Below are 11,873 nucleotides of genomic sequence, written 5' to 3'. Positions count from 1 at the left end.
ACCCATGGCCAAGAAGCACAAGTCCGACAAGCATGTCGACGCCGTCATTGGAATTGATATCGGGGGCACTGGCATCAAGGGCGGCATCGTCGACCTGGCCAAGGGCAAGCTGATTGGTGACCGTTACCGCATTCCCACCCCGCAGCCTGCCACCCCCGAAGCGGTAGCCGGCGTCGTGGCGCAGATTGTCGAAGAACTGTCCTCCCGGAAGGGCGGCCCCGGACCCGACGTCCCCGTGGGTGTCACGTTCCCGGCCATCATTTCCCACGGTATTGCCCGGTCCGCGGCCAATGTGGACAACAGCTGGATTGATACGGATGTGGACACGCTGCTCACCAAGGCGCTGGGCCGCGACGTCCAGGTGATGAACGACGCCGACGCGGCAGGCCTGGCGGAGGCCCGCTACGGCGCCGGCCGAGAGGTGGACGGCACAGTCCTGGTGATCACCCTCGGCACCGGTATTGGTTCGGCGCTGATCTACAAGGGCATGCTGGTTCCCAACGCCGAACTCGGTCATCTGGAAATTGACGGGCACGACGCCGAGTCCAAGGCCTCAGCCTCGGCGCGGGAACGCGACGGCATCAGCTGGGAGGAATACGCGCAGCGTCTGCAGCGGTACTTCTCCCATGTGGAGTTCCTGTTTTCGCCGGACCTCTTTGTGGTGGGCGGCGGCATCTCCAAGCGCAGCGAGGACTTCCTGCCGCTGCTGAACCTCCGCACCCCGCTGGTCACGGCCAACCTCAAGAACAACGCCGGCATTGTGGGCGCTGCACTGCAGGCTGCCCTGCACTTCAAATTCATTAAGTAGATACTGGCCGGGATCAGCTGGGCCGGGCGCCGGACAGCCGCGGCGGCCCATAAGAGAGGCGGCAGCAGGATTATCCTGCTGCCGCCCTTTTTTGGCCGCTTCTGGTCCGCGTGCGGAGAAAAATCGACTTAGCGTGGTCAGCGGCCCCGGGAGCCTGCCGGAGCGGACGAACCGTGCAGGGAATCCTGGCGCAGCACAGCGATGGCGGCCTCAAAGTCCTCCAGCGATTCGAAGGCCTGATAGACGCTTGCGAAACGCAGGTAGGCCACCTGATCCAGTTTCTGCAGAGGTTTGAGAATGGCCAGGCCCACCTCATGGGCATCAATTTCAGCCACGCCGCTGGCGCGGATGGATTCCTCCACCTCCTGCGCAAGCATGGCCAGGTCATCTTCGCTCACGGGCCGGCCCTGGCACGCCTTGCGCACGCCGTTGATCACCTTCCCGCGGCTGAACGGCTCCCCAACACCGGACCGTTTGATAACGCTCAGGCTGGTGGTCTCCACAGTGCTGAACCTGCGGCCGCACTCCGGGCACTGGCGGCGGCGGCGGATCGCCGAGCCGTCCTCGGCCAGGCGGCTGTCAACGACGCGGGAATCAGCGTTGCGGCAGAACGGACAGTACATCCGGTGTCCTTTCGCTGGGGTCCAGGGTCCGGGACGGCAGCTTGTTGCCGCCAAGCCCCGGAAGGAACTCGTACAAACCGGCACGGCGCCGGCTGCGCACTCATTCTAGGGTCCGGAACGGCCCATCACCAACTGCTCGTCACCATATGTAGTACCCATCTGCACTACATATGGTGGTTCGGCGTCTGCGTCGGCGCAGCCTCAGGAAGAAAACCGCACGGATACGGCGTCGCCGTGCGCGGGCAGGTCCTCTGCACGGGAGAGAGCGACCACGTGCCCGCTCACTTCCGCCAGGGCAGCCCGGTCATAGTTGATGACCTGGATCGCGCGCATGAAGGTGGTCACATTCAGGCCGGAAGAGAAGGCAGCAGTGCCCGCCGTGGGCAGCACATGGTTGGAGCCGGAGCAGTAGTCGCCCAAGCTGACCGGGCTGTAGCTGCCAACAAAGACGGCGCCGGCGCTGGTGATGCGCGCCGCTGCTTCTTCCGCGTTGGCCGTCTGGATTTCCAGGTGCTCGGCTCCGTAGGCGTTGCAGACCTCGATGCCCTGCTCCAGGTTGTCCACCAGGATGGTCCCGGACTGGGGACCGGACAGTGCGGTGGCGACACGCTCGCGGTGGCGGGTCGCCGCTATCTGACGGTCCAGTTCTTCCCGAACCCGCTGCTCCAGCTCAGCGGAGTCGGTGACGAGCACCGAGGCGGCGTTCGGGTCGTGCTCGGCCTGGCTGATCAGGTCCGCGGCCACCAGACGGGCGTCTGCCCCGGCATCGGCCAGGATGGCAATCTCGGTGGGCCCGGCTTCTGCGTCGATTCCCACGACGCCCTTGACCAGGCGCTTGGCGGTGGCCACGTAGACGTTGCCTGGTCCGGTGACCACATCCACCGGTTCCAGCTCGGGGTTGTCCCCCGCGGCGGGAACACCGTAGGCGAAGGCAGCAATGGCCTGGGCGCCGCCCATGGCGTACACCTCTTCAATACCCAGCAGCTCTGCCGCTGCCAGGATGGTGGGGTGCGGCAGGCCGCCGAAGGCCGGCTGAGGCGGAGAAGCCAGAGCCAGCGAAGAGACGCCGGCAGCCTGGGCGGGGACAACGTTCATGATCACCGAGGACGGGTAAACGGCAAGGCCGCCGGGCACGTACAGGCCCACGCGGCGGACCGGAATCCATTTCTGGGCCACGTTGGCACCGGGCCCAATCTGCAGGTCGGTGTTCCGGGGACGCTGGGCGTCGGCAAACAGCCGGGCGCGGCGGATGGATTCCTCCAGCGCAGCACGGACCTGAGGGTCCAGTTGCTGCAGGGCCTCCTTCAGCGCCGCGCGGGGAACCAGCGGACGGTGCTGCTCCACGCGGTCAAACCGGGCTGCCAGCTCGCTCAGCGCGTCGTAACCGCGGGAGCGGACGTCGGCAATGATGGCGGCGACGGCGTCGGAGGCCACGTCTGTGGTGGTCTCCGCACGCGGCATCGCCTGTTTCAGTGCCGCGGTCGACAGATGCCGGCCGCGCAGGTCAAGGGTTCGGAAGGACGTGCTGACGGCTGCGGGGCTGGAAGAAGTCACGGGTTCATTCTACTGCCCCACCGGCCCCGCTGCCGCTTTGCTACACGTCCAGACAGGTTGGGCCCAGCAGCACCTTCAAGTCGCCGAACAGGGACGGCGTGGGGTTCACCCGCAGGTCAACCCCCAGCTTCATGACTTCCACCGTCCGTGACCCGTTGAGCCGGATCTGCACCTCCGACGTTCCCGGGTGGGTCCGGAGTACGTCACCGAGCTGCGTGACCACGGTTTCCGTGGCCTTGTAGGTGGCCATGGAAATCACCACCGGGCCGGAGTGGCCCTCGCTCAGGTCCGGAACCGTAAGCTCCTGGGCGTTCAGGGTCACGGCGCCGTCGTCGCGCCGCTGGAGCCTGCCGCGGACCACCACAATCAGGTCCTCGGCGAGCACAGCGGCAATCGGGCCGTACACCTGGCCAAAGAACATGACCTCCATGGAGCCGGCCAGGTCCTCAATCTCACAGCGGGCGTAGGCGTTGCCGCTGTTCTTGGCGATCCTGCGCTGCAGTGAGGTAATCATCCCGGCAATGGTGACGATCGCTCCGTCGGGCGGACCTTCCTCGCCCACAATGTTGGTGATGGAAGAATCGGCGTGCTGGCTGAGGATGCCCTCAAGACCCTGCAGCGGGTGGTCGGACACGTACAGGCCCAGCATGTCCCGTTCGAAGGAAAGCTTGTCCTTTTTCTCCCACTCAGGCAGGTCCGGAATCTCGATGCTGATCGAGTCCTCCGGCTCCTGGTCCGCGATGGCGGCAAAGAGGTCAAACTGGCCCACGGCTTCGTTGCGCTTGAGCACGACGACGGAATCGATCGCTTCTTCGTGGATCATCGCCAGCGGACGCCGGGCGTGGCCCATGGAATCAAACGCGCCGGCCTTGATCAGCGACTCAATGGTGCGCTTGTTGCAGACCACTGCAGGGACCTTCATCAGGAAGTCCTTGAAGTTGGTGAACGCACCCTTTTCTTCGCGGGCGGACACCATGGACTGCACCACGTTGGCGCCCACGTTGCGGATGGCGCCCATGCCGAAGCGGATGTCCTTGCCCACAGGGGTGAAGTTCACGCTGGACTCGTTGACATCCGGCGGCAGCACCGTGATGCCCATCTTGCGGCACTCGTTCAGGTACATGGCGAGCTTGTCCTTGTCATCACCCACCGAGGTGAGCAGGGCAGCCATGTACTCGGCCGGGTACTGCGCCTTCAGGTACGCGGTCCAGTAGGACACCACCCCGTAGGCGGCAGAGTGGGCCTTGTTGAAGGCGTAGTCGGAGAAGGGCAGAAGGATGTCCCAGAGCGCCTTGATGGCTGCCTCCGAATATCCGCGGTCAATCATGCCCTGGTGGAAGCCGGCGTACTGCTTGTCCAGCTCGGACTTCTTCTTCTTACCCATGGCGCGGCGCAGGATGTCGGCCTGGCCGAGGCTGAACCCGGCAACCTTCTGCGCAATGGCCATCACCTGCTCCTGGTAGACGATCAGGCCGTAGGTGGTGCCCAGGATCTCTGCCAGCGGTTCCTCGAGCTCCGGGTGGATTGGAGTGATTTCCTGCTGCCCCGTTTTACGCAGGGCATAGTTGGTGTGCGAGTTGGCACCCATCGGGCCCGGCCGGTACAGGGCGATGACGGCGGAAATGTCTTCAAAGTTGTCCGGACGCATGCTCTTGAGCAGCGACCGCATGGGTCCGCCGTCGAGCTGGAACACGCCCAGGGTCTCGCCGCCGGCCAGGAGGTCATAGGCCTCTTTAAGGTCCAGCGGCAGGTCTTCCAGGACCAGGTCCTCGCCGCGGTTGTTCTTGATGTTCTCCACGGCGTCGGAAACGATCGTCAGGTTTCGCAGGCCAAGGAAGTCCATCTTGATCAGCCCCAGGCCTTCGCAGGTGGGGTAATCGAACTGCGTGATGACCTGGCCGTCCTGCTCGCGGCGCATGATCGGAATGATGTCGATCAAAGGGTCGGAGGACATGATGACGCCGGCGGCGTGCACGCCCCACTGGCGCTTGAGGCCTTCCAGTCCCAGGGCGGTGTCGAACACGCGCTGGGAGTCGGGATCGGTGCGCAGCAGTTCGCGCAGTTCCTCGGCCTCCCCGTACCGCTTGGCGTCCTTGTTGTGGACGTCCTGCAGGGACAGGCCCTTGCCCATGACGTCCGGCGGCATGGCCTTGGTCAGGCGCTCTCCCACGGAGAACGGGTAGCCCATGACACGGGAGGAGTCCTTCAGCGCCTGCTTGGCCTTGATGGTGCCGTAGGTGACGATCATGGCCACGCGCTCGTCGCCGTACTTCTCGGTGACGTAGTGGATCACTTCGGAGCGGCGCCGATCATCGAAGTCGACGTCGAAGTCAGGCATGGAAACACGGTCAGGGTTCAGGAACCGCTCAAAGATCAGACCGTGCTGCAGCGGATCCAGGTCGGTGATCCCCATGGCGTAGGCGGCCATGGAACCGGCACCGGAACCTCGGCCCGGACCCACGCGGATGCCGTTGGCCTTGGCCCAGTTGATGAAGTCGGCCACCACCAGGAAGTAGCCCGGGAAACCCATCTGGGCAATGATGCCCACCTCATAGTCGGCACGTTTGCGGACGTCGTCGCTGATTCCGTTCGGGTAGCGGCGGTGCAGGCCCGCTTCCACTTCCTTGACGAACCAGGATTCCTCGTTCTCCCCTTCCGGACAGGGGAAACGCGGCATGTAGTTGGCCTTGGTGTTGAACTCAACGTCGCACCGCTCGGCAATGAGCAGTGTGTTGTCGCAGGCCTCGGGGTAGTCGCGGAAAATGGCGCGCATTTCCGCCGGGGATTTCAGGTAGAACTCGTCGGCGTCGAACTTGAAACGCTTGGGGTCGGCCAGGGAGGAGCCGGACTGCACGCACAGCAGTGCTGCGTGTGCAGAGGCGTCCTCTGCGTGCGTGTAGTGCAGGTCATTGGTGGCCACCAGCGGCAGCTGCAGTTCACGGGCCAGCTTGATCAGGTCGGCCTGAACGTTGCGCTCAATATCCAGGCCGTGGTCCATCAGCTCGCAGAAGAAGTTTTCCGGCCCGAAGATGTCCCGGAAATTCGACGCCGCCTGGACGGCTTCCTTGTACAGGCCCAGGCGCAGTTTGGTCTGGACTTCCCCTGAGGGGCAGCCGGTGGTGGCGATGAGGCCCTTGCCGTAGGTCTGCAGCAGGTCCCGGTCCATGCGGGGCTTGTAGAGGAAACCCTCCAGGGACGCCAGGGAGGACATGCGGAAGAGGTTGTGCATTCCCTCGGTGGTCTCCGCCCACATGGTCATGTGGGTGTAGGCGCCCGCACCGGAGACATCGTTGCGTCCGCCGTCGCCCCACTTCACACGGGTTTTGTCCGACCGTGCGGTTCCCGGCGTCAGGTAGGCTTCAACACCCACAATGGGCTTGATGCCGGCGTTGCGTGCCTTGTTCCAGAAGTCGAAAGCTCCGAACACGAATCCGTGGTCCGTGGTTGCCACGGCGTTCATGCCGAGTTCTTCAGCGTGGCTGAAGAGGTCCGTCAGGCGGGCTGCGCCGTCCAACATGGAGTACTCGGTGTGGTTGTGAAGATGGACAAACGATTTCGAAGAAGTTGCTGAAGCCACCGAACCATTCTAGGCCGGGTTAAAGCGGCAGCCGGACGGCACGCCGCCGTCCGGCTGACAGCCTCGTCACTTCCGGGCGGAAGCCTCAGACGTCGCCGCGCTGCAGGGCATCCAGTGCGTACTGAAGATCCTGCGGGTATTCGCTGATAACTTCCACGCGTTCACCGGTGCCGGGGTGCGCAAACGCCAGCTTGCGGGCATGCAGCCACTGCCGGGTCAGGCCCAGCTCGGCCGCAAGCTTAGCCTCCGCACCGTAGGTGAGATCTCCGGCACAGGGGTGCTTGAGGGCGGAGAAATGCACCCGGATCTGGTGGGTGCGCCCGGTCTCCAGATGCACCTCCACCAGGGACGCCTTGCCAAAGGCTTCCAGCACCTCATAGTGGGTAACGGAGGGCCGTCCGCCTTCCAGCACTGCAAAGCGCCAGTCATAGGAGGGGTGCCGGCCGATCGGCGCGTCGATGGTCCCCCGCAGCGGATCAGGCAGGCCCTGGACCACGGCGTGGTACATCTTCTCCACGGTGCGTTCCTTGAAGGCCTGCTTCAGCAGCGTGTAGGCGTGTTCGGTCTTGGCGACCACCATGGCGCCGGAGGTTCCCACGTCGAGGCGGTGGACGATGCCCTGCCGCTCAGGGGACCCGGAGGTGGAAATGCGGTAGCCGGCGGCAGCCAGTCCGCCCACCACGGTGGGGCCTACCCAGCCGGGCGAGGGATGCGCGGCCACACCCACGGGCTTGTCGATGACCACAAAGTGGTCATCGTCGGCCAGGATCTTCAGGCCTTCCACCGGTTCAACGACGACGGCGAGCGGGTCACGCTGCTCGGGAATGTCAACGCTCACCCGGTCTCCGGCCGAAAGGCGGTCGGACTTTCCCAGCGACCGGCCGTTCATGCTGAAGTAGCCGTCGGTAAACCAGGTGGCTGCGGTGGAGCGGGAGACATCCAGGAGCTTGGCGAGGACGGCATCCGCTCTTCCTCCGTCAGCCTCATCCGGAATCTGCAGGACGGTGTGAATCTCGTTCATTTGTTGTCTTTGCCGTTCTTTATGTCTTTGGTGCCGATTTCCTCGGTGCTGCCCGTTTCCGGCGCCGTGCTTGAAGGAGTCCGCACTCCGTCCAGGCCCACTCCCCGCAGCGTCAGCAGGCAGACGAGAATCACGCCGGAGACCACGCAGGTGTCTGCAATGTTGAAAATTGCGAAGTTGGGCAGTGCGATGAAGTCCACCACGTGGCCCTGCCCAAACGAGGGTTCACGAAACAGCCGGTCCGTCAGGTTACCCGCTGCCCCGCCCAGGACCAGCCCCAGCGCTACAGCCCAGGACACGGAGCGGACCTTCAGCATGAGGTACACGAGGAAACCGCACACGGCCGCCATGATGATGGTGAACACCCATGTGTAGTCGGTGCCGATGGAGAAAGCGGCCCCCGGGTTGAGGATATAGTGCCAGCGCAGCAGCGGCGGCAGCACGTCTGTGACCTGGCCGAGCGTCATGGTGGATTCAACCCACCACTTGGTGAGCTGGTCTATTCCGAGCCCGAGTGCGGCGCACGCCGCCATGATTAGGGCATACCCGGACCAGGCCGGGCGTACATGCTCACCGGTGCTGCCGGCGGATTTCGCGGACACAGGTTCCTCAGAAGATTTCGTCATGGTGCTTTCATTCGTTGTGGCACGGGGCGGGACGCGGGCCGCTGCCAAAACAACGGGCCGGCTGGCCGGGGCGTCCCGGCCAGCCGGCCCGTGCTTATATTCAGTTTAGTGCACCAGTGGTGCCGCGGTGGTGTTCCGGTTACGCGTCGGCGGTCTCCGAGGCAACGGATCCGCGGGCATCCAGATCACGCAGCTGGCCTTCAATGTAGGCCTTCAGACGTGAACGGTAGTCGCGCTCAAAGCCGCGCAGCTGCTCAACCTTGCGCTCCAGGACAGCCTTCTGCTGTTCCAGGTTGCTGAGGATCTTGCGGCTCTTGTCCTGCGCTTCGCTAACGAGCCCGCTGGCTTCCATCTGTGCTTCTGCGATGATCTTGTCGCGCTGCTCAACACCGGCACCCACGTAGTCATCGTGCATCTTCTGGGCCATCGCCAGGATGCCTGCGGCGGTCTCGGTGTTGCTGGCCGCAGTTGCCGGAGCGGGTGCTGCGGCTGCGGGAGCCGGTGCTGCGGCGGCCGGGGCCGGAGCAGCTGCCTTGGGCTCTTCAGCCTTGGCGGCTGCGGGAGCCTTCGGCTCCTCAGCCTTGACCGGTTCGGGCTTCTTTTCTTCCTTCACCGGGGCCGTGACCTGCTCGGTCTTAGCCGCAGCTGAGACCGGAGCGGGAACAGCCGTGCTTTCACCGGACTTGCCGGCAAGGCATTCCGCGAGCTGGCTGCGCAGGTCTTCGTTCTCTGCGTTCAGACGGCGCAGCTCAATAACGATCTCGTCGAGAAAGTCATCAACCTCGTCCTGGTCGTAGCCTTCACGGAACTTGGTCGGCTGGAACCGCTTATTGACAACATCTTCTGGCGTCAGAGCCATCTGGTCACCTCACACTGGTTATAAGATTCGCCTGCGAGTTCAGCAGACGGTTCTACGTACAGAATATCGAACATAAAAATCTAAGGGGTCTTATTCTTTTTCACAGTATATCTTCCGGAGAAGGAACACTAACCGGACCCGGAACACCGCCGCCCCTAGAAGAGGGCGCCCGCGACGATCTGCTTCACGATGGCAACAACGATGAACAACACGATGAAGGCCAGGTCCAGGGAGATCCCGCCCAGGCGCAGCGGGGGAATGAACCTGCGCAGCAGCCGGATAGCCGGATCCGTGGCCCCGTAGATTAGGGACGCCAGCACCAGGGCCGGCCCCTTGGGGCGCCACTGTCGGGCGAAGATTTGGACGGCGTCGTAGACAATCCTCAGGAACAGAGCGAACTGAAAGAGCACCAGCAGCACATACAGCAGGGCAAAAATAATACTCACGCGTGTTGTTTCGTTTCAGGGGAGGCCGTAGCGATCCGGGGAGATCCCGCTGCTGCGGGCCCGCGGTCAGCTCTGATTGAAGAATGCCGACTGGGATTCACTGACTTTTTTGTCATCCCCCAGCACCTCCACGTAGGACGGCGACAGGAGGAACACCTTGTTGGTCACGCGCTCAATGCTACCGCGCAGCCCAAAGACAAGGCCAGCAGAGAAATCGACGAGGCGCTTCGCATCTGCTTCGCCCATGTCGGTGACATTCATAATCACGGGAATCCCGTCCCGGAAGCTCTCACCGATGATCTTGGCGTCGTTGTAGGAACGGGGATGAACGGTGGTGATCTGGCGCAAGCCAGCCACTTCCTCTCGGGATGACGGGGCTCGCTTGATCGGGGTGACCGGTGCCCGGTATTCTTCGACTGCGGTGCGGACCACAGGTGCCGGTGCAGGCTCGGCGTCACGGTCTGACCGCTCAGTCCGCTCGGCGCGTTCAGCCCGGTCGGGGCGCTCCGTGCGCTCGTACTCGGGGGTGTACTCCTCGGCGCTGCGCACCGGGGCTTCCCGCTGGCTCTTCTGCTCAGACTCGTAGGGCTCTTCACCGTCGGCGAGCCCAAGGTAGATCATTGTCCTGCGCATTGCGCCAGCCATGGTTGCTCCTTCTAGAACTTCAGCGCCGTAGCACCCGCCCCTCGCCAGATGAGGGACTTTCCTGCAATAGACGCTACCGTACCGGGGGCCGGGGCCCGAGAATATCGGAGCCGATCCTCAGGTGTGTCGCCCCGTTTTCCAACGCTGCTTCCAGGTCCCCGCTCATGCCGGCCGAGATCGCGTCCGCCCCGGGATGGTCCCTCTGCAGCTCGCCGGACAGGGCCGCCAGACGGGCGAATGCCTCCCGGGCATCGGCGCCAAGGGGTGCCACCGCCATGACCCCGGCCAGGCGAAGACCGGGGGTTGCCGCGGCTGCCTCAGCCAGCTCGGGCAGCTCCCGCGGCAACGCTCCCCCGCGGCCTGCGCCGGTCCCTGCGCCCGCTCCGGAGGATCCCCCTGCGGCTGCCTGCTCCCGCAGATCCACCTGCAAAAACACATCCAGGTCGGCTCTGGGCTGCTCCCCTGCCTGGGCACGGCGCGATTGTTCAGCAGCCATGGCTTTGCCAAGGGCTGTGACCAGCGAGAGCCGGTCCACTGAATGCACTGCGGCAGCATAACGGACCACGGATTTCGCCTTATTGCTTTGCAGCTGGCCGATGAAATGCCAGTTAAGATCCTGGGCCTGCACTGACAAAGCTTTTGCAGCAGCCTCCTGGTCCTTGTTTTCACCGACGTCGGTGACGCCCAGACCGGCCAGGAGATCGACGTCTGAGGCCGGAAAATACTTTGTGACCACTATGAGGGTTGGTGCGGCCCCACCGGCTGCAGCTGAAGTGATGCGCGTGTGCACCCGCCTGAGCCGGTTCGAAAGTTCAGCGGACCGTTCGGCGGGGGTAAGGCTGGCAGTCATGGGGTGCTCCTTGTATCAAGCGGGTATTTCAGGCAGGCGGAGCTGCGGGTCGTCCGGGATCCCGGGACCCCAAGCGTCAGTTTCGCCAGATCAGCCCGGCGAAGCGCCCTGCGCTGCTGCTGCGGCGGTGCGAGTAAAGGTCGGTGGATTCGAGGGTGCAGCCGGGGACCCGGACGACGTCGACCCCCAGGGCTTCCAGCTGTGTCCGGGCACCGGCGGGAAGGTCCAGGGCAGGAGTTCCCCAGCGGGTGGTCGAGTGCAGTTCCGGCATCACCTCGGCTGCCTCCCGCTGCATTGCTGCGGGAACCTCGTAGCACTCTCCGCACACGGACGGCCCAATCCAGGCGCGGAGGCTCTCAGCACCCGCGGCGGCCATCTCCTGCACAGTGTTGGCCAGGATGCCGTCGAGCAATCCCCGGCGTCCGGCATGGGCAACCCCCGTCACCACCCCGGCGCCGTTCCGCCCGGCCAGCACCACGGGCACGCAGTCGGCAACCATGACGGCCAGCGGCACGGAACCATCCGGGCTGACGAGGGCGTCTGCGGTGAGTGGGTCCGCAGTGAGCGGTCCCGCCGCCGGAACGGCACCAGGCCCGGCAGGCGACGGGCCGGCAGGTGACGGGCCGGAGACCGAGGCGACGGCGGCCGAATGCACCTGGTTCATGAAGCGCAGCGACCCGGCCGGCACACCCATGTGCGCCTCCAGTGCCCGGCGGCGCCGCAATACCAGCGCCGGGTCATCCCCTACATGCAAAGCGAGGTTGCCCGCCGCTGTACTGGTGAACGCGACCGTCAGGCCGTCACCGGCCTGCGTCTGCCACCAAAACATTGTCGAACAACCTCGCTGCGCTAAATGGTCCGGGT

The 11,873-nt window shown here is 64.4% G+C and carries 11 protein-coding genes; 1 reads left to right on the top strand and 10 read right to left on the bottom strand.

What is annotated here, in order from left to right:
• Nucleotides 1-4 precede the first annotated feature (4 nt).
• On the top strand, nt 5-808 hold the full coding sequence (gene ppgK, locus CXQ89_RS07050) for a polyphosphate--glucose phosphotransferase (RefSeq protein ID WP_104054683.1): 804 nt from the start codon (nt 5-7) through the stop codon (nt 806-808).
• Nucleotides 809-945: 137 nt separating this feature from the next.
• Here the strand turns inward: ppgK and nrdR are convergent, their stop codons facing one another.
• From nrdR to CXQ89_RS07000, 10 genes are all read right to left on the bottom strand, one after another.
• Nucleotides 946-1,431 (bottom strand): transcriptional regulator NrdR, encoded by a 486-nt coding sequence (gene nrdR, locus CXQ89_RS07045; RefSeq protein ID WP_104102978.1) that lies wholly within the window; start codon nt 1,429-1,431, stop codon nt 946-948.
• Between the two features lie 201 nt (nt 1,432-1,632).
• Nucleotides 1,633-2,985 (bottom strand): histidinol dehydrogenase, encoded by a 1,353-nt coding sequence (gene hisD / locus CXQ89_RS07040; RefSeq protein ID WP_258059946.1) that lies wholly within the window; start codon nt 2,983-2,985, stop codon nt 1,633-1,635.
• Between the two features lie 40 nt (nt 2,986-3,025).
• Nucleotides 3,026-6,562: a DNA polymerase III subunit alpha gene (dnaE, locus tag CXQ89_RS07035; RefSeq protein WP_104160769.1), complete on the bottom strand. Its 3,537-nt coding sequence runs from the start codon at nt 6,560-6,562 to the stop codon at nt 3,026-3,028.
• An 85-nt stretch (nt 6,563-6,647) separates the two neighbouring features.
• A complete protein-coding gene (locus tag CXQ89_RS07030) occupies nt 6,648-7,583 on the bottom strand; it encodes an RluA family pseudouridine synthase (RefSeq protein ID WP_237686793.1) in 936 nt (311 codons plus the stop codon).
• Nucleotides 7,580-8,209: a signal peptidase II gene (gene lspA, locus CXQ89_RS07025; protein ID WP_104160768.1), complete on the bottom strand. Its 630-nt coding sequence runs from the start codon at nt 8,207-8,209 to the stop codon at nt 7,580-7,582. The genes CXQ89_RS07030 and lspA overlap by 4 nt, the downstream gene beginning before the upstream one ends.
• A 139-nt stretch (nt 8,210-8,348) precedes the next feature.
• Entirely contained in the window at nt 8,349-9,068 is a 720-nt protein-coding gene (locus tag CXQ89_RS07020) for a DivIVA domain-containing protein (protein ID WP_104054686.1), read from the bottom strand.
• Nucleotides 9,069-9,223: 155 nt separating this feature from the next.
• Nucleotides 9,224-9,514 (bottom strand): YggT family protein, encoded by a 291-nt coding sequence (locus CXQ89_RS07015; protein ID WP_104054687.1) that lies wholly within the window; start codon nt 9,512-9,514, stop codon nt 9,224-9,226.
• Nucleotides 9,515-9,580: 66 nt separating this feature from the next.
• Nucleotides 9,581-10,159 carry a cell division protein SepF gene (locus tag CXQ89_RS07010; protein ID WP_104054688.1) on the bottom strand — a complete coding sequence of 193 codons (579 nt, stop codon included), beginning with the start codon at nt 10,157-10,159 and terminating at the stop codon, nt 9,581-9,583.
• A gap of 73 nt (nt 10,160-10,232) precedes the next feature.
• The gene (locus tag CXQ89_RS07005; RefSeq protein ID WP_104160767.1) at nt 10,233-11,009 is read right to left on the bottom strand and encodes a YggS family pyridoxal phosphate enzyme; all 777 of its coding nucleotides are present in this window, start codon (nt 11,007-11,009) and stop codon (nt 10,233-10,235) included.
• Between the two features lie 76 nt (nt 11,010-11,085).
• Complete coding sequence (locus tag CXQ89_RS07000; protein ID WP_104160766.1) at nt 11,086-11,838, bottom strand: polyphenol oxidase family protein; 753 nt, start codon at nt 11,836-11,838, stop codon at nt 11,086-11,088.
• Between the last annotated feature and the right edge of the window lie 35 nt (nt 11,839-11,873).

Source organism: Arthrobacter sp. ZGTC212, from assembly GCF_002929255.1.
Taxonomy (GTDB): Bacteria; Actinomycetota; Actinomycetes; order Actinomycetales; family Micrococcaceae; genus Arthrobacter_B; species Arthrobacter_B sunyaminii.
The sequence above is the reverse complement of the archived record's forward strand: the minus strand, read 5'-3'. Positions and strand labels throughout refer to the sequence as shown.

What these genes read in the sequence shown, in the direction of transcription:
- ppgK (WP_104054683.1), top strand. Translation starts at nt 5, where the DNA reads ATGGCCAAGAAGCACAAGTCCGACAAGCATGTCGACGCCGTCATTGGA.
- nrdR (WP_104102978.1), bottom strand. Translation starts at nt 1,431, where the DNA reads ATGTACTGTCCGTTCTGCCGCAACGCTGATTCCCGCGTCGTTGACAGC.
- CXQ89_RS07030 (WP_237686793.1), bottom strand. Translation starts at nt 7,583, where the DNA reads ATGAACGAGATTCACACCGTCCTGCAGATTCCGGATGAGGCTGACGGA.
- lspA (WP_104160768.1), bottom strand. Translation starts at nt 8,209, where the DNA reads ATGACGAAATCTTCTGAGGAACCTGTGTCCGCGAAATCCGCCGGCAGC.
- CXQ89_RS07020 (WP_104054686.1), bottom strand. Translation starts at nt 9,068, where the DNA reads ATGGCTCTGACGCCAGAAGATGTTGTCAATAAGCGGTTCCAGCCGACC.
- CXQ89_RS07010 (WP_104054688.1), bottom strand. Translation starts at nt 10,159, where the DNA reads ATGGCTGGCGCAATGCGCAGGACAATGATCTACCTTGGGCTCGCCGAC.
- CXQ89_RS07005 (WP_104160767.1), bottom strand. Translation starts at nt 11,009, where the DNA reads ATGACTGCCAGCCTTACCCCCGCCGAACGGTCCGCTGAACTTTCGAAC.
- CXQ89_RS07000 (WP_104160766.1), bottom strand. Translation starts at nt 11,838, where the DNA reads ATGTTTTGGTGGCAGACGCAGGCCGGTGACGGCCTGACGGTCGCGTTC.